Source organism: Paradevosia shaoguanensis (assembly GCF_016801025.1).
In the GTDB taxonomy this organism is placed as follows: domain Bacteria; phylum Pseudomonadota; class Alphaproteobacteria; order Rhizobiales; family Devosiaceae; genus Paradevosia; species Paradevosia shaoguanensis.
Genome location: NZ_CP068983.1, coordinates 1306640 through 1328648 on the forward strand (window position 1 = coordinate 1306640; position 22009 = coordinate 1328648).

Genomic DNA, 22009 nt, shown 5'->3' on the forward strand with positions numbered 1-22009 from the left:
CCCTATTCTTCCGGTTGGAGGCCAGTATGGCCAATACAGCTCAAATCTCGGCGCCGGCCCTTGTCGTCAAGAACAAGGCATTGCTGACGATCGCCATCATGCTGGGCACCATCATGCAGGTGCTCGACACGACGATCGCCAATGTCGCGCTGCCGCACATGGCCTCCTCGCTCGGCGCCGCCCAGAACGAAATCACCTGGGTGCTGACCTCCTATATCGTGGCTGCCGCCATCGCGACCCCGCTGACCGGCTGGATGTCCGACCGGCTCGGGCAGCGGCGTCTCTTCGTCATGGCCGTCATCGGCTTCACCATCGCCTCGGCGCTCTGCGGCATCGCCACGAGCCTTCCCGAAATGGTGCTCTTCCGCGTGCTTCAGGGCATTTGCGGCGCCATGATCGCGCCCCTGGCGCAGACCGTGATCCTCAATATCAATCCCAAGGAAAAGCTGGGCCAGGCCATGGCCATCTACGGCATGGGCATCATGGTGGCCCCGATCGTGGGGCCGACCCTCGGCGGCTGGCTGACGGAGAGCTTTGACTGGCGCTGGGTGTTCCTGGTCAACGTGCCCGTGGGCATTGCCTGCGTGGCCATGCTGCTCCTCTACATGCCCACCACAGAGATCCGGCATCGCCGCTTCGATTTCTTCGGCTTCGGCACCTTCGCCCTCGCCATAGGCGCGCTCCAGCTCATGCTCGACCGCGGCGCCGAGAACAGCTGGTTCTCTTCGCCCGAAACCTGGATCGAACTGGGCCTCGTCATTTCCGGTCTCTGGGTCTTCATCGTCCACTCGCTGACGACGGAGAACCCCTTCATCGACCTGCGCATCTTCAAGGACTTCAACTTCGTCCTGGCGTCGCTGTTCATGATCGCGGTCGGCATCACTCTCTTTTCCGGCTTGGCCCTGCTGCCGCCGCTCCTCCAGAATCTCATGGGCTATTCGGTGATCTTCACCGGCATGCTCATGGCGCCGCGCGGGCTCGCCACGATGCTCTCGATGATGATCGTGGGGCGCCTCAGCGGCAAGGTCGATCCGCGCATCCTCATGCTGTTCGGCGCCGTGCTCATGACCTATTCGCTCTGGGAGATGACCGCCTTCAACCTGCAGATGGATTACTGGCCGATCGTCTGGACCGGCGCGCTGCAGGGCTTCGGCATGGGCTTCGTCTTCGTGCCGCTGTCCTCGATGGCCTTCACCACCATCGCCACGCACCTGCGCGCCGACGCCACCTCGATGTTCAGCCTGGTGCGTAACCTGGGCCAGGGCATCGGCATCTCGGTGGTTTCGGCGGTGTTGGCCAACATGATGCAGGTCAACCATGCCGAGCTCGCCGAGCGGCTGACGCCGACCTCGCAGGCGGTGGCCCAGCAGATGCCGGGCCTCCTCACCGGCAACCCGCAGATCCTCGCGATCATCAACGGGCTGGTGCAGCAGCAGGCGGCGATTCTGGCCTATCTCGACGACTTCTGGCTGATGGCGATCCTCAGCGCCGCGTGCGTGCCGCTCATCTTCCTGCTGCGCGGTCCCAAGAAGGCCGCCAGCGCCAAGCCGAAGACGGAAGAGGAAAAGGCCCTCGAACGCGCCCATGCGATGTCGGAATAACACCCCGTTTTCCGGCATTCCACAGGCTAACTCATTGCAGGATAAGTATTTTCCTGCGATAGATCGAATTGGGTAATGCAAGCGCCGGGCCGTTGACGCCTGCTGTCGTATCTAAAGGTACGAGGCAAGCGCCATGTCGGTCGACAAGACGTCGTTTTCCAAGATTCCCCTCTACGAGGATGAAGACGGATCCGTCGGCCCGGTGCGGCGTGGCCTCTACCCCCTGGTCAAGCGCAGCATGGATATTGCCGGCGGCCTGACGCTGGGTGCCGTGGCCTTGCCGATCGTTCTCGTCGCGGCCGCGCTCGTGCGGCGCGATGGCGGGCCGGCTTTCTATCATCAGAAGCGGCTGGGCCGGAACGGCGAGGTCTTCGAGATCTGGAAGCTGCGCTCTATGGTGATGGATGCCGACGCGCACCTCGCCCGCTATCTCGAGGAAAACCCCGAGGCCAAGCGCGAATGGGACCTGCACCAGAAGCTCAAGTTCGATCCGCGCATCACGCCGGTCGGCCGGTTCCTGCGCAAGTATTCGATCGATGAACTGCCCCAGCTCTGGAACGTCCTCAAGGGCGACATGAGCCTTGTCGGCCCGCGCCCGATGTTCCCCAGCCAGCGCCAGATCTATCCCGGCAGCGCCTGCTTCGCCCTGCGCCCGGGCATTACCGGCCTCTGGCAAACCAGCGCCCGCAACGCCTCCACCTTCTCGGAACGCGCCGACTACGACCTGCGCTACGCAAGGGAAATGTCGCTGACCGCAGACATCGCCATCCTGCTGCGGACGGTGGGGATCGTGCTCAAGGGCACGGGATACTGAAGGTCAACGCAGACTAGGGCCTGCGCGCTACCCAAACCTCAGATCTCTCTTCCCCGGCGAAGGCCGGGGAAGCGCTTTCAGTGGCGGGCACGAGCCCGCCCCTCAATACCCATACCCATATCGCGCCGGGCTATACCGGCACTTGTTCAGCACCACGCCCAGCAGCGTCTCGTGCTGCCCCAGCTCCCGCTCGCAGACGTCGATCTCCCCGATGGTCGAATATTCCGCGCCGGCCACCAGCAGCGAGCAGTCGATGCTCGGCTGGAAGGCCAGGAAGTCGTCGTTGACCAGCATGGGCGGCAGGTCGCAGATGATCATGTCCGGCTGCAGGTCGCGCTGGATTTCGGCGAGCGCCTTCTTGGTCGTCTCCGAATGCAGGAGTTCGGCCGCGCGCCCTACCGGCTGGGTATTGACCGCCACGGCGAGATTGTTGCCGATGCGCGAGAAGCAATCGGCCAGCCGCGCCTTGCCCTCGAACAGGTCTTCGAGCTGGCTCTTGGGCGAGAATTCGAGCAGCGTGCCGACGCGTGGGCGACGGAAGTCGAGGTCGATCAGCACCACCCTGCCCTGGCGCCGGCGCGCCATGGAGAAGGCGAGGTTGACCGCGATCGTGGTCTTACCGCACCCGGCCGTCGGCGAGGTCACGGCGAGCGTCTTCCAGCCCTTTTCCTCCATCATCGCGGCCACGCGCGTGCGCAGCATGTCGATGGGCACGTGGGCGGCGTCGGCCTGGGCGGTGGGGATGAGCCTGTTGTCTTCGAGCCGGCTCTGGTTCGGACGCAGCTCGCGCAGCGCGCTCCAGAAGTCGTCGGCGGAAGGCGTTGGCAAGTTGGCTGCAAACATCTTCGATCCTCGTGGGCCGGAACGGCCGCTCACGTCGCGCGCCGGTTCGTTTACGCTGGTTGGCAAGGAGCCATCAGATCTTGGCAACGCCGATCCCCAATCCATTGATGGACCCTGTGGTGTAGTGCACCACGACGAGGGCCAGCACGACCGCGACGACGATGCCCGCCGCCAGCGCCATGCCCGCCACGATCCGCTGCCGTTGCCGGTCGCGCTTGGTGCGGATGATCGGGATGACGGCCAGCGGCTCGATATGGAGCGCGCGGTTGAGCTGGACGGGACGGCGAACCGTCTTGTTGAGATATTCCATCAGCGCCACGACGCCTCCGCCCGCCACCAACCCGGCGAAGATCGAGAGCAGCGCCAGCCGCGTGCGGTTGGGGCTGAACGGGCGCTGCGGCGCCACGGCGGGCTCGAGGATGGTCAGCCGCTCGCCCTTGGAGCGCAGCTCGATCTGCTCGCCGGTCGATGCCTCTGCCAGCCGGCTCACGGCGGCGCTGTGCTGGGTCTTGACGTCGTCATAGTCGCGTTCGAGCGCATTGAGCACCGCCTCGTTGGCAGGCGTCGCGGCAATCGACTTGGCCAGGTCCGCCAGGTCCGTGGTGATCGTCGCCTTTTCCTGCGCGATGAAAGAGAGGCGGTCGTCGATCCCCGCCAGCTCCACGTCGAGATCGGAGGCCGGCCGCTTGACGTCGCCCGTGCTATCGGCCTTGGCGCTGGCCGCGATCTCGGCCTTGACGGCGGCGATGCGCGACTTGATGGCGGTGATGTTGGGGCTGTCCGCCGAGAACATGCCGCTCTGGGCCGCCAGCGTCTGTTCCAACTGGTCAAGCAGCTTTTCCTGCGGCGTCTGGGGCCCGCTGCTGGGCACGCGGCCATAAGTCTCGAAGGCTTCCGTGAGGTTGGTCTTGCGGCTGCGCAGCGTCGCCTCCTCGCGCACCAATAGCTGCAGCCGTTCCTGCTGGGACGATTGCTGGTTGCGGCGGAAATCGAGGCTGTCGGGCAGGGCTTCCGAATTCTCGTTCTTGAACGCCAGGATGCGCCCTTCGAGGTCCTTGAGGTTGCCCGCAAGCCGGGTCACTTCCTGCTTGAAGAAATCGAGCGTATCGCCCGCGCGGCTCGTGCGCTGGCGGATGTTCTCGCTCAGGATCCGGTTGGCCAGCTCGTTGGTGACCACGGCCGAGAGTTCGGGCGTTTCCGCATCGAACGACACCTCGAACGAGGCCGCGCCGCGCAGGTCCGCCGGCAACTGCCCGATGCTGATGCGCTTCTGCATGTCCTGGGCGACGTCGAGATCGGTCATGTTCTCGCGGTTGCCATAGACGTCGAACTGGTTGGCAAGGCTCACCAGGCTCGCCGTCGTCAGGATACTCTCGGTGATGACCTGGATCTGGGACGAGGAGTCGGCGGCGACTGTCGAACGCGCGAGGTCGGCCGAAATCTGCGGGGACTCGACGAGGATCTTGGAACTCGCCCGATAGGTCGGCGGCAGGAGGATCGCGGTGACGATGCCGACGGTGGCGATGAGAATCGCGACGCCCGCGAAATAGGGCAAACGTCTCCAGAACACTGCTACGTAAAATAGAATGTCGGCGCCGCTCAAAATTGCCACCCAGTAATTGATTGACCGGCATGCTGCGACAGGCGGGCAGGACGGGCTATCGACCGTTGGAGCTATGGAGCGGGTCGGCGTTTCATGGTCGGCTCTAGGCCTAAGGTGGTAGTATTGGGTGTCGCGATGATCGCGCTAGCAGCATGGAAACAGGGAAAGCGCGGCCTCTTGCTGGCGGCATTGCTCGCGGGCATCGCGCTTCCAGCGCAGGCAGTCGAACCCAGCGCCCTCACGCCCCTCACCAAGCTCCAGCTCTCGGTCGTGCAGTGGAATCCCGTGCTCGGGCAATACCAGAAGCTCGACGCGGTGAGCGGGGAAATCACCGTCGCGCCCGATCGCTCGATCACCGTGCCGCTGGTCGGCAAATTGCCGGTGGAAAACACCAGCGTCGAGCAGCTCGCCGCCATCATCGCCGACCGGATCAAGGCCAAGATCGGCCTCGTCGACCTCCCCGAGGTCACGGTGGACGTCGCTGCCTATCCGCCCATCTATGTGGTGGGCGACGTCGCCAAGGCCGGCGAATATCCCTTCCGCCCCGACATGACCGTGCTCCAGGCGCTTGCCCTTGGCGGCGGACCGACCCAGGCCAGCCCCGAACAGGGCGCCACGCGCACCAAGCTCCTCGGCGATCTCCAGGCCGGCGAAGGCGATATCCTGCGCACCATGGCGCACATCGCCCGCTACGAGGCGGAGCTGAGCGGGGCGGCCGACATCGCCTTCCCGCCCGAACTCTCCTCGGCGCCCAAGGAAGGCCAGATCGCCCAGATCATCGCGCAGGAACAGGTCGTCTTCCATTCGCGCGTTGAGGCCGCAAAGCGCCAGGAAGCTTCGTTCGAGGAATTGAAAGCCCTGCTGCTTTCCGAAATCGACGTGCTCAAGCAGAAGGGCGACAACCTCGAAACCGCCATCACGTCGAAGGAAAAGGAATACGACGGCGTGAAGACGCTGGTCGACCAGGGCATCGCCACGGTCACCCGCCGCACGGATCTCGAAACCGCCCTCACCAGCCTGCGCGCGGACCGGCTCGACAACATCACCGCCACCATGCGCGCCCGTCAGGCCTTGAGCGAGGCCGAACGCAACCTTGCTGCCGTGCAGGACCAGCAGAAGACCGACGCCTCCTCGCAATTGCAGACCGAGCAGGCCAAGCTCGAACAGCTCCGCAACAGCCAGGCCACCGCCCGCCTGCTGCTGATGGGCCTCCCCGCCGACACCACCTCCAACCCCGACGGCCGCCAGCAGCTCGCCTACAGCATCGTCCGCCAGTCCGCCACCGGCGGCGTCCAGCAGCTCAACGCCGACGAAACGACGACCCTCTCGCCCGGCGACGTGGTGAAGGTAACCGCGGTCGGCAAGGACGAAGCGACGGCGAACGCCGCGCTGTAGGCGATCCGGCACTCGCGGAAGCGGCTTCAGTTCTCAGCCTTGCTCGCGAAGGCAGCGCCTCGGCGCCAGTACCCTCCCAGACGAAGACGAAGGGGAGATGGTGCCGAGGTGGCCATGGTCAGCGCATGAGCCCTCAAAGAGTCGGCAATCCTGTGCGACGGCCCGCCTAGCGCCTCCTCGTATCCTCGGAAGGTCTCAGAACCCCGCGTAGGGCACCGCCCTGCCTATACCCAAAAGGTCTCTTCCCCGGCGAAGGCCGGGGCCCAGCAGGACGTTCAGCACACGCGGAACTATCCCTGGACCCCGGCCGTCGCCGGGGAAGACAAATCGCGTAGCAGGCAGACGAGCACCGCCCCGCTAGGCGCTGGCCCTCAACTTCGGCCGCGTCGCCCCGATCGCGTGATCGAGGGCACTCACCACCGCCTCGACATCCTGGTCGGGCATCCGGTCATAGAGCGGCAGGATCACCGAATGCGCCTGCGCCGCCTCGCTCCGCGGCAGGCGATAGCCGTCGCCGGCATAGGGCCGCTCAAGGTGCGAATTCATGATGCCGCGGCGCGTCGCGATCCCCCCATCGAGCATGGACTGCATGATCTCGCGCTGGTCGATATCGCGGGCCAGCGTCACGCAATAGCTCTGCCAGTTGCTGCGTGCCCAGTTCGCCTCCGAGGGCGCCGCCACTCCGGCCACGCGCGCCAGCAGGTCTCCGTAGAGCCCCGCCAGCCGACGCCGCGCCGCGACGATCCCCGGCAGGCGCTGGAGCTGGACGCGACCGACGGCCGCCTGCATGTCCGTCATCCGGTAATTGTAGCCCACCTCGTCATAGGTCTCGAAGACCACCTGGGCCGAGGAATGGCGCACCGAATCCGGCACGGTCATGCCGTGCTGGCGCCAGAGGCGGAATTTCTCGTCGTAGCGCGGATTGTTGGTGGTCAGCATGCCGCCGTCGCCGGTCGTGATGACCTTGCGCGGATGGAAGGAGAAGCAGGCGATATCGCCATGCGGCCGGCCGATCTTCTGCCAGGAGCCGTCCCACTCGATCTCGCTGCCGATGGCGCAGGCCGCGTCCTCGATGACCGGGATGCCATGCCGCCGCCCGATGGCGACGAGCGTTGCCAGATCGCAGGGCATGCCCAGCTGGTGCACGCAGAGAATGGCCTTGGTGCGCGGCGTGATCGCCGCCTCGACCAGTTCCGGATCGATATTGAAGCCGCCCTCGCCGATATCGACGAAGACCGGCTTGGCGCGGCAATAGACGATGGCATTGGCCGTGGCGATGAAGCTGTGGCTGACGGTGATGACCTCATCGCCCTCCCCCACGCCCACCGCCATCAGCGCCAGGTGCAGCGCGGTCGTACAATTGGAGACGGCGCAGGCATGGGCCGCGCCGACATAGGCGGCGAATTCCTTCTCGAAGGCCGCCACTTCCGGCCCCTGCGTCACCCAGCCTGACAGGATGACGCGGCGGGCGGCCTCGGCTTCTTCCTCGCCCAGATTGGGCGCTGCAACCGGGATTCTGGGCATGGTCAGACCGCCTTGCGCTGCGGGACGGAGACTTCGTCCGTCCACCATTCGACGAGCTCGCGCAGGCCTTCCTCAAGCGGGATAGAGGCCTCGAAGCCGATGCGCTTGCGCGCGCGGCTCACATCGGCGAGGCGCCGGGGCACGGGGTTCACCTTGCGGGCCGGGCCGTATTCCGGCTCGAGCGTCGAACCCATGACGCGCAGCAGCGTATCGGCCAGCTCACGCAGGCTGGTTTCTTCCCCGCTTCCGACGTTGAAGACCTCGTCTGTCACGTCGGCCTTGGCCGCCAGCACATTGGCGCGGGCAACGTCGCGGGCGTTGATGAAGTCCATGGTCTGGAGGCCGTCGCCCAGGATCAGCGGCGGCTGGCCGGCCGCGATGCGCTCCATCCAGCGGATCAGCACCTCGGTATAGACCCCGAAGGCGTCCATGCGCGGGCCGTAGACGTTGAAATAGCGCAGCGCCACGTAGCGCAGGCCGTACATCTCGGCGAAGCTGCGCAGCAGGCCCTCGTTATAGACCTTGGCCGCCCCATAGATGGTGCGGTTGTTATAGGGGTGGTGATCCTCGTTGGTCGGGAAGAAATCGGCCGCGCCGAGCACCGAGGCGGAGGATGCCGCCACGACCTTGGAGACGCCTGCCGCCACCGCCGCTTCGAGCACGTTGAACGTCCCCGTCGCCAGCACGTCATGGGCCAGTCTCGGTTCCTGCGCGCATTGGGTGATGCGGATGGCCGCCTGGTGGAAGACGATGTCGATGTCCTCCATCACGCGCTTGACCACCTGCGTGTCCCGGATATCGCCCTGGACCATGGTGATGGGATAGATGGCGCTTGCCGGCGCCAGGTTCTCGCGACGGCCGCGGTCGAAATTGTCGAGCACCACGATTTCGCGCGGGCCCTCCATGGCGACCAGTTCGGCGATGTGCGAACCGATGAGCCCGGCTCCGCCGGTGATGAGTATCCGCTTACCTTTCAAGGTGCGCCTCCTTGTCTTCGCGCATCCGCAGCAATCGGGCCGGCACGCCGGCCACGATCGAAAATGGTTCGACATCGGTGGTCACCACCGCCCCCGCGCCGACGATGGCGCCGCGGCCGACAGTGACGCCGGGCAGGATCACCGCGCCCGTGCCGATATCGGCCCAGGCCTCGATCCTGACAGGCTTGATGAGCAGGTCCGTGGCGATGATCGGCCGGTCGATGGGCGAGCCGGTATGCTCCGAACCCAGGACGCGGGCGCCCGGCCCCCAGCCGACATGATCCTCGATGATGATGTCGCGGGCATCGAGAAAGGCGTGCGGGCCGATCCAGACATGGTCGCCGATGCGGCAGCGGCCGTCATAGCGCCCCTGGATGTAGGAGCCGAAGCCGAAGAAGACGCCGGCGCCGATATCCATGGTTTCCAGGTGCTTGAAGCCGACATTGGCCTCCACGCGCAGCCCCGGCCCGCAGCGATGGGCCGTGGCGTTGACGATGGCCTTGCGCATCAGCCGGTCGACCATGCCGTCGGCGGTCGAAAAGCGTCCATAGAGCTCGACCAGCGCCTTGGTGTCGTAGTTCTCGCGCAGGTCGAGGACCAGGCCTTCGAGATAGTCGACATCCACCGGCGCCTTCTGGGCGTGGACGGCCGGAACGAGACGATCGGTCAGCGAGGACACGTTAGACGACATAGGCGTCCTGCTTTATGGCATTGGCCACGGTTTCGATCTGGCGCGGCGACATTTCGGGATAGATGGGGAGCGAGAGCACTTCGCGAGCCAAAGCTTCGGCCACGGGGAAATCGCCCTCGACATAGCCGAGATCGGCATGCGCCTTCTGGAGGTGTACGGGGATGGGATAATGCAGCCCCGTCTGCACGCCCTCGTCGCCCAATTGCTTGCGCAGCGCCTCGCGGTCGCGGGTGCGGATGGCGAAGACATGGTAGACGTGGCGGCGGCCCTGGATTTCGGCCGGCAGCTTGATCGAGCCGATATCGGCGAGGAGGCTGCGATAGCGCGCGGCATGGGCACGGCGGGCTTCGGTCCAGTCCTCGAGATAGCGCAGCTTGACGTCCAGGATCGCGCCCTGGATGGCATCCATGCGGTAGTTGAAGCCCTTGAGCACGTGGTTGTAGCGCCCGGCCTGACCCCAGTCGCGCAGCGAGCGCATGGTGTACATCTGCTCGTCGCTATTGGTGACGACGATGCCGCCTTCCCCGCAGGCGCCCAGGTTCTTGCCCGGGTAGAACGAGAAGGCCGAGGAGAGCCCGATGCTGCCCGCGCGGCGGCCGCGATATTCGGCGCCATGGGCCTGGCAGGCATCCTCGATCAGGGTCAGCCCGTAGCTGTGGGCGATGGCCTGGATGGCGGTCATGTCCGCCATCTGGCCGTAGAGGTGCACCGGCACGATGGCCTTGGTGCGCGGGGTGATGGCCGCTTCGATCAGCGACGGGTCGATGTTGAAGCTCTCCGGCTCGACATCGACCAGCACCGGCCGCGCGCCGGCATAGAGGATCGCCGCCACCGTCGCCACGAAAGTGAAGGGGGTGGTGATGACCTCGTCGCCCGGCCCGATATTGGCGGCGAGCAGCGCCAGGTGCAGCGCGCTCGTGCCGGTATTGACGGCGATGGCGTGGCGCACGCCGCAATAATCGGCGAAGGCCCGCTCGAAGCGTTCCACCGGCTCGCCCTGCACATAGGCGCCGGAAGCCAGCACGTCGAGCACGGCAGCGTCGAGCTCGGGCTTGAGCGCGGCATATTGCGCGCGCAGATCGAGAAGCGGGATCACGCCGGGCATTTCATACCTTCCAGTTCAACCATGCGGCCGCCGCGGGCCAGCGATTGCGATGCGGCCTCGAGGATCGAGACCACGCGCAGGCCTGCCTGCGCATCGGCGATGGGTGTGGTTCCGTGTTCGACGCAGGAGACGAATTCGCGCAGCTCGACGGCGAGCGCCTCGCTCAGGTCGAGCTGGGGCGCCCACATGTCGCCGGTGCGGTAGCCGACGCGGAGCTGGTCTTCCTTCTTGCGGCGGGATGGCGAGGGCGCGTTCGTGTCGACGACGATGCCCTTGTCGTAGACCTTGATCTTCTCGGACGGCTCGAGATCGTCATAGACGATCATCTTGCGGCTGCCGCCGACCAGGGTCCGGCGCACCTTGACGGGCGCCAGCCAGTTGACGTGCACATGGGCGATGAGATTGCTCTGATAGTGCAGCGTCAGGTAGGCGATATCCTCGGGCTTGCCCGTCAGGTGGCTGCTGCCCGTCGCCGACACCGCGACCGGGCGCTCCTGGAGCACGTAGTCCATGATCGAAAGATCGTGGACGGCGAGGTCCCAGAGCACCGAGACGTCGCTCTGGAAGAGGCCCAGATTGATGCGCACGGAATCGTAATAGTAGAGGTCGCCCACTTCCGTATCGATAAGCTCGCGCATCTTGCGGATGGCGCCGGTGTGGACGAACGTATGGTCGACCGCGAGAACGAGGTTGCGCTTGTCGGCCTCATCCACCATCCGCCGCGCCTTCTCGGCGGAAGCGGCCATCGGCTTTTCGACCAGCACGTGCTTGCCTGCCTGCAGTGCCTTCATGGCCAGCGGGAAGTGGGACGCGACCGGCGTGGAGATGGCCACGGCATCGACCTTGGGGTCGGCGAGCACCTCGTCGAAATCCTCGGTGATGTTGACCGAGGGATAACGCGTGCGGACGCCCGCCAGCCGCTCGGTGCGCAGGTCGCAGACCCAGCGCAGCTCGGCGCCGGGCAGCTCCCAGAGGTTCCGGACCAGGTTCGGCCCCCAATAGCCGTAACCGACGACCGCGACTCCGATCATGATGCAAGCTCGCTCTGTAGATGGTTCCTGGCGTCGGGCACGCGCCCGACGATCCGCGCGGGGACACCCGCGACGATGGCAAAATCAGGCACGTCACGCGTCACCGTGGCGCCGGCGCCGACCAGGGCATGGGCCCCGATGGTGACGCCGCCCAGCACGGTGGCGCCGCTGCCGATCGAAGCGCCTTTCCTGACGAGGATGGGGGCCACGGACCAGTCGTCCGAGCCCTGCAGGCTGCCGTCGGCATTGGTCGCGCGGGGGAACTTGTCGTTGGTGAACATGACGCCGTGTCCGATGAACACTTCGTCCTCGAGCGTCACCCCTTCGCAGAGGAAGCTGTGGCTCGACACCTTGCAGCGCGCGCCGACGACGACGCCCCGCTGGATCTCCACGAACGTGCCGATACGGGCACCAGCCCCTATCGTGCAGTCATAGAGATTGACGAGATCGGGGTGATAGATCACCGCCCCTTCACCCATCACGACACCCTTGATCATAATACCCTCACGCGGCGCCGGCAGACGGCCGTCTCACGCCATGGCGTCGACACTAGGCGGGGGGTGCGAGGGGTCGAATAGCTAAATGGTGCTAATGGATCGAGGGGTTTAGGGGCGGGTAAGTTGGGGTCGTCGCAGCGCCGGAATGCCGATTATTCAGGCCCTGCGGCAGCATACAGATAATTCGATCTAGGTCCGGAACGAGCATGAGTCTTGCCCCAACGGCGCCGCGCACAAGGCCTCCCCGGTCCGGGACGGTCTATACGCGCGGGCCGGCAATGGCCGCGCCAGAGGCGAAGGAGAAGCCGGCTTCTGTCCCCGTCACGACGGGCTGGCAGCGGCTGGCGGCGGTCTTCGTCGTCTCGCTCCTCCTGCCCTGGCTGGTGTCGATCGGGCCGCTCAATCTCTCGCCCTATCGCATCGTGCTGCTGCTCGCCTTCCCGTTCTGCCTCGTGCGCTGGCTCAGCGGGCGCGCCGGCGGCGTAAGGGTCACCGACCTGCTGGTCGTGCTCTTCTGCGTCTGGTGTGGCCTGAGCATGGTCAATGCCAACGGCATCGGCAGCGCCTGGCAGTCGGTAGGCATCCAGTTCATCGAGCTTTTCGGGGCCTATCTCCTCGCCCGCTGCGCCATTCGCTCGGCCGATGACTTCGTCGCCATCTGGCGCCTCGCCCTGCGCCTGGCGATCCTTGCCGCCCCGCTCCTGGTCTTCGAGACGCTGACCGGCACCAACCTCTTCACCCGCTTCAGCATTCCGGGTCTTCATACCTACGAGGCGAGCGGGGAGATGCGGAACAGCTATTTCCGCGCCGCCGGCCCCTTCGAGCACCCGATCCTCAACGGCACCTTCTTCGGGAGCCTCCTGGCCTTTGCCGCCCTCGTCTACGCGCCCGGCACGCGGCTCTACGTGCGCCTCGTCCGCTGCGCCGCGGTGGTGGCCGCCACCATCAGCTCGCTCTCGGCCGGCCCCATCGGCATTCTCGGTCTCCAGGGTGGACTGCTGCTCTGGAACACGCTGCTGCGCAAGCTCCATGGCCGCTGGATCGTGCTGGCTTCGCTCGTCGGCGCCGGCATTACCGCGCTCTCGCTCGTGGCGCGGCGGCCGCCCATCGAGATCATCACATCGCTCATCGTCTTCGATCCGCAATCCTACTGGTTCCGGACCCTGATCTGGAAATACGCCATGGCCGCCATCGCGGCGAACGGCCTCTTCGGTACGCCTGGCAATTGGGCGCGGCCCTATTGGATGCCGGCCAGCATCGACAATCTCTGGCTCCTGACCGGCGTCTTCTACGGCTACCCGGCCCTGATCCTTTTGGCCCTGATCTTCGTGAGCGTCTTCATCGAACTCATCCGCGCCAAGGTCGAGCCGCGCATCGCCGAATATCGCCTCGCCATCCTCATCTCGCTCATCAGCTTCGCGCTCACGGGCCTTACCGTCCACATCTGGGGCGCGGCGGCGGCGCTGCTGTTCTTCGTCCTCGGCAGCGGGAGCTGGATGCTGGCAAAGCAGGAAGAGCCGGCCCGGCAACCGAGCCCGGGCAAGGTCAAGCTCAGACTTGTGCAGTAGCGATCAGGCGACGGCGAAGCTGCTCGGTCGTGTGCGAGTTTGACTGGATGTGCACGGCCACGTCCTCGGGCGACATTCCCGCCAGGAACGCAGCGGCATCCCCTTCCGAGAGCGGTACCGGGTCCCAATGGCTGTGGCAGCGCGTCTCGTTGGCGGCAAAGCTGCGCTCCCGCTCGCTGCCGAGCGTATCGAGATGGAGCCCATAGAGAATGCACTCGGAGAATTCGATCTGCGCCGCCAGTTGCGCGGCCCAGCCGCCCCTGCCATTGGCCTCGATCCGCGCAAGCAGCCGGCGCACGATCGCCGGGTCCCAGCTCACGAAGGAGGCGATGTAGTCGGTCTCGAGCGCCCCCTGCGGCGCCGGAATATCGAGCAGCCCTGCCGCGATCTCCACCCAGCGCCGATGCCGCCGCATGTCGGGCGTTATCCCCTCGGGCAATCGGTAGAAGCGCACGACGCCGTCGCGAACGAAAGTGTCGCTCGTCACCGGCCGCACCAGCGAGACGTCGGAATCGACGATGACCACTGCCTCGGCATCGGAAGCGGCGGCGGCGGCAAGCTTGGTGATCTGCTGCCGGATCCAGCCGCGAACCGGCGGATAGGGCCGGAACGGGTTGATGGCATCGATGCGCGCCAGCGAGGACAGTCCCGGCACGCCGCGAAACCATTGCGTCGCTCCGGTCACCGACATCAGCGGTCGCGGCAGATAGGAGCTTACCGGCCGCACCAATGTCCGCTCGCCGCCGAAGCGAGCGAAGAGCGGCACGTCGCAATCGGGCACCACGACCAGATGCATCGCATCCTCCGGCCCGTAGCGCAGGATCGACCGGTGCAGGTCCTCGAAGGGCACCAGGTCGTTGCGATAGGAGGCGGTGAGGAATTGCAGTCCGGCCATCTCAGTCTCCGGCACGAGTGGCGAGGGCCGCATCCAGCCCCGCGCGATAGGCTTCGCTGCGCGAGAGCCGCAGTCCCTCATTGGCCGCGACGATCAGCCGAAAAGCCACTGCCCGCGAGAGCGGATTGTGCTTGGCGTAATAGCGGATGCGGTTGCGCACCTGGAGTGCATGGAGGGTCGGGTTGGTCCCCGATTCCCCGCCCACATGCATGACGCTCGCCCGCGGCTCGAACACTACAGCAAAGCCCGCGCTGCGTGCGCGGCGCATATAGTCGGTCTCCTCGCTATAGAGGAAGAAGCGCTCGTCCCACATCCCGATGGCGCGCCGCGCCTCGGGCGTGATCAGCAGCGCCGCGCCCGTCGCCCATTCGACTTCCCCCGCTCTTGCGTAGCGGCTCTCGTCGGTCACGATCTCGCTCCAGCCCAGCCGCCCGGCGATACGCCAGCCCAGCAGCGCGTCGCTGATGGCGCGCGCGATGGACGGTTCGCGGCGGATCGAATGGGCCACCTCGCCATCCGGATGCAGCAATCGCGGCGCGACGATGCCTGCGCCGATCTCTGCCGCCGTCACGAAAAGCTGCTTTATCGCCCCCGGCGCGAGGCGCATGTCGGGGTTGAGCACCAGCACGTGGTCGTCGGGCGAAATCGCGCCATAGCCGATATTGATCGCGGCGGCATAGCCGGCATTGCGGCCCGTCTCGATGATCCTCGGCCCCACCGGATGAGCAGCCGCCACCTCGAGCGTCTCGTCGCGCGACGCATTGTCGATGACGAGCACGTTGGCGGTCCCGAAGCCTTCCAGCTCCCCGGCAATCGAATCCAGCAGGCCCGTCAGGGCATCGGCGCTGTTATAGGTGACGATGATGATGGAGAGACTAGCGGCGGCCATCCTTGTGCCCCGTTGGCGTCAACCGGTTCCAGCTTGCCAGATGCTGGTCGGACCAGTTGCGCGTCATGAGTTCGAGCATGCGCCAGGCCCGGTAGAGCCGGATGCGGATGAGAATGCCGGCGGCGAGCAGCTTTGCCCTAGGGCCGGAAATTTCGGGCGAGGCGGCGAGCACGAAGAGATCGCGCAGCGGCGACCCCGCCATCATTGCGCTCTGGACGATCCAGTGCAGGTCGGACCGCCGCTCGGCATGGTTATGCGCCACGAGCCGATCGAGCCGCGTCGCCAGTTCCGCGAAGTTGCGGCAACCCGAGGTCGAAACGCGTGCCTCCGGCAGATAGGCGATTCTGTAGCCCAGCGCCGCCGCCCTCTGCCCCCAGGCGCGATCCTCGGCGCGGCTGAGGCCATCGAAGGGCCCGACCTCCCCGAATACCTTGCGCCGCACCGCCATGTTGCCGGTTGCCGCATAGCGGTCGCGCTCGACGAAGAGCTTTACCCGATAGGAGAACACGGCCTCATAGGCTTCGACGCCATTGGGCCGGCCCGGCGTCGCCGCCTCCACGAGAATCCGCCCGGCGGTGTAATCGAGGTCGGGATCGGCATCGAACGCCGCCACGATCCTCGCGAGCCAATCCGGGTCCGCGTGGCAGTCGGCATCGATGAAGGCGATGATATCGCCCCGCGCCACGGCCGCCCCGGCATTGCGCGCCGGCCCCGGGCCCGGATGACGTTCGACGACGACCCGCGTCGACACCGCCCGCTTCGATACCGCCTCGGGCAAGGCCATCGAACCATTGTCCGCGACGATCACCTCGAAAGCCGGCGTCTCCTCCACCTGCGCGTCGAGCCGCGCGAGGCAGCGCCCGAGTTCCTCGTTGTCGTTGAGATGGGGGATGACGACGCTGACGCGCGGAATGGGTTTCACCGGACCAGCTCCGTATCCGGAGCGAGGCTGCGCTGGATGCCGTGGCGCGCGCCGATGAGGTGGAGCGGCCGCGACCGGCGACTCGCCTCGCGGCGCAGGCGCAACACGGCCCCCCTCACTTCGCTCGAAGCCGAGACGATTCCGGCGAGATCCAGGGTGATGGGCTTACCCGAAGTGATGGCTGCGGCGAAGGTCGTCTGGAGTTGGTCGAGGTGGGTATCGGCCAGCCGGCCTCCCAGCCTCACCAAAACGCGGTCTGCCTCCTCCGTTGAGCTGATGCGGGGGCGGCTCGGATAGACCGTCTGGACTAGGCGACCTACCCAAATGGATAGGGCTCGGGGTGCTACTTCCGATGACAGGAGCCACCCCAGGCTTAGCGCGTCCGCCCAGTAGCGGCGGGCCAGTTTCGGCTCGCGGGTGATGCGCCAGATCCATTCCATGCCGAAGGCCTGCCAGCGGCTCGGCGCCCGTTCGATCGTGCCCGCGAGGAAGTTGATGGCGGCCCCGAAATGGCTGCGAACCGGCACTTTGAGGCGTGAACCATTGCGCATCAGCCAGGCCTGCCCGCGCTCGGCGCCCAGCGCCACGATGAGGAAATCGGGCTGCGCATCGTTGATGGCATCGATGACTTCCGCGCGGCTCAGTTCGTCCATGCTGCCGAAGCCCGGATCAAGCGCGCCCACGCAGCAGATGGCCGGGGAACGCGCGGCATTGAGCCGGCGGCGGGCCTGGTCGGCCACCCCGTTCGCCCCGCCCAGGAAGAAGACGCGCAACGGCCGGCCAAGGGAATTTTCGGCCCGCGCCCGCAGGACTTCGAGGATGTCGGCGCCCGAAACGCGGCTGATCGGCCGGCCGGAAACCAGCTTGCAGAGCAGCAGAACTCCCACACCGTCGACGGTGCAGAGGTCGCTTTCGATGAGGGAATCGCGGAAGCCGCGATGGCGCGCGCTCAGGGCCACGAAGTTGGAATTGACCGTCGAGATCAGCAGCGTTTCGCGGCTGCGCGCCGCCGCGTCGATCTCGCGCACCACCTCTTCCATATCGACCAGGTCGATCGGAATGCCGGTTATCTCGAGACTTGCATGCGCTGCGTTTGGCACGTGGCTGGGCCCGCTGGTGGTGAATACGGGGAAACGATAGCCGAGCGCCGATGCAGCCAGACATAGATCAATGGGGGTAGGGGGTTAGTACGCCCCCTACCCAATTTGACGCGCCGTCTAGTCCCCCCTTCATCACTATTGGCAAGTTCCCGGTTACGGGGCGCGTTCCCTAGGCTTTGACCATCACAACAGGGAGGTCGGGGGCTCAAGATGTTCCACACCACCGCAAGTTTCGTCGGACACGGCCGCGCCAGCGCCCCATCGCATCGGGCAGTCGTCTTCGTGGATCCGGTACAATCCATCGCTGAACGGCATGTCGATGCCATCGAGAGCGCTTTCCCGTGGACTACGGTGACGCGTGTCGAAACGGTCTCGGCGCTGTTCGAGAGTTATTGCGACATCGTCGCGCTCATCGTGGTGCATCCCTCGCTTCTGGGCGAGGTCGCCAAGATGGCTCGCGAGATCGGGGATCGCCACCCGCTGGCGCTGATCACCGTGCTCGATGGCGGCAAGGATGCCCTGCCCTGCAGCATCCTCTCCTCGCGCTTCATCCGCGGCGTGCTGCCGCTCGGCGGCAAGAGCGATCTCTGGCTCTCCGTGGTCGGCCTGATGCTGCGTGGCGGCGAATATTTCCCGCGCGATCTGCTCGACAGCCACCGGCGCGAAGCCGAGACGGTCGAGCCGGAAGCGCCGACCCGTCCCGCCAGGAACGGCACGCCTCCGGCGCTGGCCCATCTCACGGCCCGCGAGCTCGAAGTGCTCGAACTGGTGTCGCGGGGCCTGCAGAACAAGACCATCGCCAATTCGCTCAACCTCTCCGAGTACACGGTCAAGATTCACGTCCACAACGTGATCTCCAAGCTGCGTACGCATAACCGGACCGAGGCTGCCGCCTATTACCGGGACTCGACCTCGGCCTTCGCGGTGCAGGCGTAGCGAAAATGACGATCCTGGTTACCGGCGGCGCCGGGTTCATCGGATCGAACTTCATTCTGGACTGGTTCGCCCGCAGCGACGAACCGGTCCTCAATATCGATAAGCTCACCTATGCGGGGAACCTGCAGAATCTCGCGAGCGTCTCGGCGCGCAAGGAATACTTCTTCTTCCGCCTCGGCATCGAGGAAACCAGCAAGATCGCCCGGCTGCTGGCCGCACACAGCGTGCGCGCCATCGTCAATTTCGCCGCCGAGAGCCATGTCGACCGCTCGATCTCGGGTCCCGAGCCATTCTTCCAGACCAATGTGATCGGTACGCTCCGCCTCCTCGAAGCGGCGCGCGAATATATCGAGAGCGGGGAGGCGCCCGCCGATTTCCGCTTCCTCCACGTTTCGACCGACGAGGTCTTCGGCTCGCTCGGCCCCAATGCGTCGGCCTTCCGCGAGACCAATCCTTTCGAGCCCAACAGCCCCTATGCCGCCAGCAAGGCCGCCGCCGACCATGCGGTGCGCGCCTATGGCGAGACTTATGGCCTGCCGGTGCTCACCACGCATTGCTCGAACAATTACGGGCCCTACCAGTTTCCCGAAAAACTCATTCCGCTCGTCATCCTCAACGCCATCGGCGGCAAGCCGCTGCCGATCTATGGCGATGGCATGCAGGTGCGCGACTGGCTCCATGTCAGCGACCATTGCAGCGCCCTGCGCCAGGTTCTGGCCAAGGGCGAGCTGGGTGAAACCTACAATATCGGCGGCGACAGCGAATTGCCGAACCTTGCGGTCGTCCAGGCCATCTGCGCCGTGCTCGACCAGGTCCGGCCGCTGCCCTCGGGCAAATCCTACGCCCAGCAGATCACCTTCGTGCGCGACCGGCCGGGACATGACCGGCGCTACGCGATCAATGCGAGCAAGATCGCAAAGAAGCTCGGCTGGACGCCTGCAAGCAATTTCACCGACGGCATCCGCAGCACCGTGGACTGGTATCTGGGCAATCCGGCCTGGGTCTCGGCGGTGACGAGCGGGGAATACCGGGACTGGATCGCCAGGCAATATGCCTGAGCGGGGAGGAGCACGATTATGAAGCGCAAAGGCATCATCCTCGCCGGCGGCAGCGGCACACGGCTCCATCCGGCCACGCTCGCCATCTCCAAGCAATTGCTGCCGGTCTACGACAAGCCGATGATCTATTACCCGCTGACCACGCTCATGCTCGGCGGCATTCGCGACATCCTGGTCATCTCGACCCCGGCCGACCTGCCGCTCTTCCAGCGCCTTCTCGGTGATGGCAGCCAGTGGGGCCTCAGCCTCTCCTACGCCGCCCAGCCGAGCCCGGACGGACTGGCCCAGGCTTTCCTCATCGGCGAGCATTTCCTCGGGAACGATGCGAGCGCGCTGATCCTTGGCGACAACATCTTCTTCGGCCACCGGCTGAGCGACCTGCTCGACCGGGCCGACCATCACGATCGGGGCGCCACGCTCTTCGCCTACCAGGTGCAGGATCCGCAGCGCTATGGCGTCGCCCAGTTCGATGCCGCCGGGCGCGTGGTCAGCATCGAGGAAAAGCCCGAGCGGCCGAAATCCAATTTCGCCGTCACCGGCCTCTATTTCTACGACAGCCAGGTGGTCGACTACGCCAAGTCGCTCCGCCCCTCCGCCCGCGGCGAGCTCGAGATCACCGATCTCAACAAGCTCTATCTCAAGGCCAACAACGTGAGCGTCGAGCTCATGGGGCGCGGCTATGCCTGGCTCGATACCGGCACCCACGATTCCTTCCTCGAAGCGGGGCAGTTCATCGCCACCATCGAGAAGCGGCAGGGGCTCAAGATCGCCTGCCCCGAGGAAATCGCCTGGCGCAATCACTGGATCGACGACGAGCAATTGTTGCGGCTGGCCGATCCGCTCTGCAAGAGTGGCTATGGCCAGTATCTGCGCCGCTTGGCCGATGAACGCACGCTGGTCCCCGTATGAAGGCAACCCGCCTCGCCATCCCCGACGTCATCCGCCTCGAACCCCGGGTCCTGGGCGATGATCGCGGCGTCTTCTTCGAAAGCTTCAACCAGCGGCTTTTCCGTGAGCTGACCGGGCTCGACCGGCAATTCGTCCAGGACAATCATTCCGTTTCGGCCGAGGGCGTGCTGCGCGGCCTTCACTACCAGCTGCCGCCCAATCCCCAGGGCAAGCTCGTGCGCGTGGCGCGCGGCGAGATCTTCGATGTCGCCGTCGATATCCGCCGCGGCTCGCCCACTTTCGGCCGATGGGTCGGCGAAACCCTCTCGTCAGAAAACCACGCCCAGCTCTGGGTGCCCGAAGGCTTCGCCCATGGTTTCCTCGCCCTCACCGAGGGCGCCGAGGTGCTCTACAAGACCACCGATTTCTACGCCCCGGCCAGCGAGCGCTGCATCATCTGGGACGATCCCGAGATCGGCATCGTATGGCCATCGACCGCCACGCCCCGTCTCTCCCCCAAGGACGCGCTGGGCAGGCGCCTTGCCGAAGCCGACGTTTTCGAGCTGGCCTGACCCCTTCTTCGCCGCGCGACGGCCGGATATCGTTCCCGCAAACGGGGGCGCGTATGGAACCGATTCGGACGATCCATGTGGGGCTGGGAGCCTGGGGCTCGAACTGGGCAACCAGCGTGCTGGCGGGGCATCCGGAGGTCGATGTTCTCGCCTATGTCGACCGCGACAGCGCCACCGTGGCGCGCATGCAGCAGCGCCTCGGCCTGCCGCCCGAAAAGTTCTTCCCCAGCCTTGAAGCCGCGATGGCCGCCGTCGACGCCGAGGCCGTGATCGTCGCTTTGCCCATCGCGCTCCACGCGCCGGTCGCCTGGCAGGCGCTCGAAGCGGGCAAGCACGTGGTCGTCGAAAAGCCCTTCACCGAAAACCTCCAGGAGGCGCGTGATCTCGTGGCGCTGGCCGAAGCCCGCGGGCTCGTGCTGGCGGTCAGCCAGAACTACCGCTTCTACCCTGCCCCGCAGATGGCCGCCCAGCTCACGCGCGGCGCCTATCTCGGTCGTCTCGCCTCGGTCAACGTCGATTTCCGGCGCAATGCCTTTGCCGAGCGCAGCAGCAATCTCAAGATTCCACATCCGCTGCTGCGCGACATGGCCATCCACCATTACGACCTCATGCGGCTGGTGATCGGGGAGGACCCGGTCGAGGTCAGTGCCCGCACCTGGAACCCGCCGGGCAGTCCCTACGAAATGCATCCGGCGGGCGCGATGGTGTTCTCCTTCCCCAGCGGCGTCCATGTCAGCTATCGCGGCAGCTGGGTCGATTTCGGCCCGCAGACGCCCTGGGGCGGCGACTGGAAGATGGATTTCGAGAAGGGTTCCATCACCTGGACCTCGCGCGGTGACCAGCCCTGGCCGATGAAGCGCGACACCGTGCAGATCCGCCGTCCCAATGCGACGATGGAGGAAGTCGCGCTCCCCGAAATGCGCTTCCACGACCGCGCCGGCACGCTCGCCGCCTTCGCCCAGGCCATCCGCACCGGCACCGAGCCCCTGCACTTCCCCTCGGGCCGCAACAACGTCATGACCCTCGCCATCGCCGAGGCCGCGCTCCAGTCCTCGCTCAACGGTGGCGCCCCCGTCCGCCTCGACAGCCTCTAGCGCAAA

General features: G+C 65.9%; 21 protein-coding genes. 9 read left to right on the forward strand and 12 right to left on the reverse strand.

Annotated features, from left to right (window positions below):
- Positions 1-26 precede the first annotated feature (26 nt).
- Positions 27-1601 carry a DHA2 family efflux MFS transporter permease subunit gene (locus JNE37_RS06030; RefSeq protein WP_052152645.1) on the forward strand — a complete coding sequence of 525 codons (1575 nt, stop codon included), beginning with the start codon at positions 27-29 and terminating at the stop codon, positions 1599-1601.
- 133 nt (positions 1602-1734) lie between these two features.
- The gene (locus tag JNE37_RS06035; protein WP_035036515.1) at positions 1735-2415 is read left to right on the forward strand and encodes a sugar transferase; all 681 of its coding nucleotides are present in this window, start codon (positions 1735-1737) and stop codon (positions 2413-2415) included.
- A gap of 102 nt (positions 2416-2517) precedes the next feature.
- Here JNE37_RS06035 and JNE37_RS06040 read toward each other — a convergent pair whose 3' ends face one another.
- On the reverse strand, positions 2518-3258 hold the full coding sequence (locus JNE37_RS06040; protein ID WP_052015756.1) for a CpsD/CapB family tyrosine-protein kinase: 741 nt from the start codon (positions 3256-3258) through the stop codon (positions 2518-2520).
- Positions 3259-3331: 73 nt separating this feature from the next.
- Positions 3332-4861, reverse strand: coding sequence for a GumC family protein (locus JNE37_RS06045; protein ID WP_203065653.1), 1530 nt, complete (start codon positions 4859-4861; stop codon positions 3332-3334).
- Positions 4862-4996: 135 nt separating this feature from the next.
- On the opposite strand from JNE37_RS06045, the gene JNE37_RS06050 reads away from it, so the two are divergent.
- On the forward strand, positions 4997-6256 hold the full coding sequence (locus JNE37_RS06050) for a polysaccharide biosynthesis/export family protein (RefSeq protein WP_203065654.1): 1260 nt from the start codon (positions 4997-4999) through the stop codon (positions 6254-6256).
- Between the two features lie 357 nt (positions 6257-6613).
- Here the strand turns inward: JNE37_RS06050 and JNE37_RS06055 are convergent, their stop codons facing one another.
- From JNE37_RS06055 to JNE37_RS06080, 6 genes are read right to left on the reverse strand one after another with little or no spacing between them, the layout of a single operon-like run.
- Positions 6614-7780: a DegT/DnrJ/EryC1/StrS family aminotransferase gene (locus JNE37_RS06055; RefSeq protein ID WP_203065655.1), complete on the reverse strand. Its 1167-nt coding sequence runs from the start codon at positions 7778-7780 to the stop codon at positions 6614-6616.
- Positions 7781-7782: 2 nt separating this feature from the next.
- Entirely contained in the window at positions 7783-8757 is a 975-nt protein-coding gene (locus tag JNE37_RS06060; protein ID WP_035095032.1) for an SDR family NAD(P)-dependent oxidoreductase, read from the reverse strand.
- Positions 8747-9448, reverse strand: coding sequence for an acyltransferase (locus JNE37_RS06065; protein WP_035095028.1), 702 nt, complete (start codon positions 9446-9448; stop codon positions 8747-8749). Before JNE37_RS06065 ends, JNE37_RS06060 begins: the two co-directional genes overlap by 11 nt.
- The gene (locus tag JNE37_RS06070; protein WP_035036752.1) at positions 9438-10544 is read right to left on the reverse strand and encodes a DegT/DnrJ/EryC1/StrS family aminotransferase; all 1107 of its coding nucleotides are present in this window, start codon (positions 10542-10544) and stop codon (positions 9438-9440) included. Before JNE37_RS06070 ends, JNE37_RS06065 begins: the two co-directional genes overlap by 11 nt.
- Positions 10541-11584, reverse strand: a complete 1044-nt coding sequence (locus tag JNE37_RS06075; RefSeq protein ID WP_035036524.1) for a Gfo/Idh/MocA family protein — start codon at positions 11582-11584, stop codon at positions 10541-10543. Before JNE37_RS06075 ends, JNE37_RS06070 begins: the two co-directional genes overlap by 4 nt.
- Complete coding sequence (locus tag JNE37_RS06080; RefSeq protein WP_203065656.1) at positions 11581-12081, reverse strand: acyltransferase; 501 nt, start codon at positions 12079-12081, stop codon at positions 11581-11583. The genes JNE37_RS06075 and JNE37_RS06080 overlap by 4 nt, the downstream gene beginning before the upstream one ends.
- Positions 12082-12359: 278 nt before the next feature.
- Here JNE37_RS06080 and JNE37_RS06085 point away from each other — a divergent pair, with 278 nt between their 5' ends.
- Positions 12360-13649 (forward strand): O-antigen ligase family protein, encoded by a 1290-nt coding sequence (locus JNE37_RS06085; protein ID WP_203065657.1) that lies wholly within the window; start codon positions 12360-12362, stop codon positions 13647-13649.
- On the opposite strand, the gene JNE37_RS06090 is transcribed toward JNE37_RS06085, so the two are convergent.
- The 4 genes from JNE37_RS06090 to JNE37_RS06105 are packed head-to-tail and all read right to left on the reverse strand — an operon-like array spanning position 13633 to position 17455.
- On the reverse strand, positions 13633-14544 hold the full coding sequence (locus tag JNE37_RS06090) for a DUF6492 family protein (RefSeq protein ID WP_203065658.1): 912 nt from the start codon (positions 14542-14544) through the stop codon (positions 13633-13635). The genes JNE37_RS06085 and JNE37_RS06090 overlap by 17 nt on opposite strands.
- A 1-nt stretch (position 14545) precedes the next feature.
- Positions 14546-15433, reverse strand: coding sequence for a glycosyltransferase family 2 protein (locus JNE37_RS06095; RefSeq protein WP_203065659.1), 888 nt, complete (start codon positions 15431-15433; stop codon positions 14546-14548).
- On the reverse strand, positions 15420-16355 hold the full coding sequence (locus JNE37_RS06100) for a glycosyltransferase family 2 protein (RefSeq protein WP_203065660.1): 936 nt from the start codon (positions 16353-16355) through the stop codon (positions 15420-15422). The genes JNE37_RS06095 and JNE37_RS06100 overlap by 14 nt, the downstream gene beginning before the upstream one ends.
- The gene (locus tag JNE37_RS06105) at positions 16352-17455 is read right to left on the reverse strand and encodes a WecB/TagA/CpsF family glycosyltransferase (protein ID WP_203065661.1); all 1104 of its coding nucleotides are present in this window, start codon (positions 17453-17455) and stop codon (positions 16352-16354) included. The genes JNE37_RS06100 and JNE37_RS06105 overlap by 4 nt, the downstream gene beginning before the upstream one ends.
- Positions 17456-17665: 210 nt before the next feature.
- Between JNE37_RS06105 and JNE37_RS06110 the strand changes: the two genes are divergently transcribed.
- The 5 genes from JNE37_RS06110 to JNE37_RS06130 are packed head-to-tail and all read left to right on the forward strand — an operon-like array spanning position 17666 to position 22003.
- Positions 17666-18391, forward strand: a complete 726-nt coding sequence (locus JNE37_RS06110; protein WP_203065662.1) for a helix-turn-helix transcriptional regulator — start codon at positions 17666-17668, stop codon at positions 18389-18391.
- 5 nt (positions 18392-18396) lie between these two features.
- Positions 18397-19449: a dTDP-glucose 4,6-dehydratase gene (gene rfbB, locus JNE37_RS06115; protein ID WP_203065663.1), complete on the forward strand. Its 1053-nt coding sequence runs from the start codon at positions 18397-18399 to the stop codon at positions 19447-19449.
- Positions 19450-19467: 18 nt separating this feature from the next.
- Entirely contained in the window at positions 19468-20358 is an 891-nt protein-coding gene (rfbA, locus tag JNE37_RS06120; protein ID WP_203065664.1) for a glucose-1-phosphate thymidylyltransferase RfbA, read from the forward strand.
- A complete protein-coding gene (gene rfbC, locus JNE37_RS06125) occupies positions 20355-20909 on the forward strand; it encodes a dTDP-4-dehydrorhamnose 3,5-epimerase (protein WP_203065665.1) in 555 nt (184 codons plus the stop codon). The genes rfbA and rfbC overlap by 4 nt, the downstream gene beginning before the upstream one ends.
- Positions 20910-20962: 53 nt before the next feature.
- Positions 20963-22003 carry a Gfo/Idh/MocA family protein gene (locus JNE37_RS06130; RefSeq protein ID WP_203065666.1) on the forward strand — a complete coding sequence of 347 codons (1041 nt, stop codon included), beginning with the start codon at positions 20963-20965 and terminating at the stop codon, positions 22001-22003.
- Positions 22004-22009: the final 6 nt, after the last annotated feature.

What these genes read in the sequence shown, in the direction of transcription:
- JNE37_RS06035 (WP_035036515.1), top strand. Translation starts at nt 1,735, where the DNA reads ATGTCGGTCGACAAGACGTCGTTTTCCAAGATTCCCCTCTACGAGGAT.
- rfbA (WP_203065664.1), top strand. Translation starts at nt 19,468, where the DNA reads ATGAAGCGCAAAGGCATCATCCTCGCCGGCGGCAGCGGCACACGGCTC.
- JNE37_RS06050 (WP_203065654.1), top strand. Translation starts at nt 4,997, where the DNA reads ATGATCGCGCTAGCAGCATGGAAACAGGGAAAGCGCGGCCTCTTGCTG.
- JNE37_RS06065 (WP_035095028.1), bottom strand. Translation starts at nt 9,448, where the DNA reads ATGTCGTCTAACGTGTCCTCGCTGACCGATCGTCTCGTTCCGGCCGTC.
- JNE37_RS06110 (WP_203065662.1), top strand. Translation starts at nt 17,666, where the DNA reads ATGTTCCACACCACCGCAAGTTTCGTCGGACACGGCCGCGCCAGCGCC.
- JNE37_RS06080 (WP_203065656.1), bottom strand. Translation starts at nt 12,081, where the DNA reads ATGATCAAGGGTGTCGTGATGGGTGAAGGGGCGGTGATCTATCACCCC.
- JNE37_RS06055 (WP_203065655.1), bottom strand. Translation starts at nt 7,780, where the DNA reads ATGCCCAGAATCCCGGTTGCAGCGCCCAATCTGGGCGAGGAAGAAGCC.
- JNE37_RS06085 (WP_203065657.1), top strand. Translation starts at nt 12,360, where the DNA reads ATGGCCGCGCCAGAGGCGAAGGAGAAGCCGGCTTCTGTCCCCGTCACG.
- JNE37_RS06130 (WP_203065666.1), top strand. Translation starts at nt 20,963, where the DNA reads ATGGAACCGATTCGGACGATCCATGTGGGGCTGGGAGCCTGGGGCTCG.
- JNE37_RS06040 (WP_052015756.1), bottom strand. Translation starts at nt 3,258, where the DNA reads ATGTTTGCAGCCAACTTGCCAACGCCTTCCGCCGACGACTTCTGGAGC.
- rfbC (WP_203065665.1), top strand. Translation starts at nt 20,355, where the DNA reads ATGAAGGCAACCCGCCTCGCCATCCCCGACGTCATCCGCCTCGAACCC.
- JNE37_RS06075 (WP_035036524.1), bottom strand. Translation starts at nt 11,584, where the DNA reads ATGATCGGAGTCGCGGTCGTCGGTTACGGCTATTGGGGGCCGAACCTG.
- JNE37_RS06090 (WP_203065658.1), bottom strand. Translation starts at nt 14,544, where the DNA reads ATGGCCGGACTGCAATTCCTCACCGCCTCCTATCGCAACGACCTGGTG.
- rfbB (WP_203065663.1), top strand. Translation starts at nt 18,397, where the DNA reads ATGACGATCCTGGTTACCGGCGGCGCCGGGTTCATCGGATCGAACTTC.
- JNE37_RS06030 (WP_052152645.1), top strand. Translation starts at nt 27, where the DNA reads ATGGCCAATACAGCTCAAATCTCGGCGCCGGCCCTTGTCGTCAAGAAC.
- JNE37_RS06095 (WP_203065659.1), bottom strand. Translation starts at nt 15,433, where the DNA reads ATGGCCGCCGCTAGTCTCTCCATCATCATCGTCACCTATAACAGCGCC.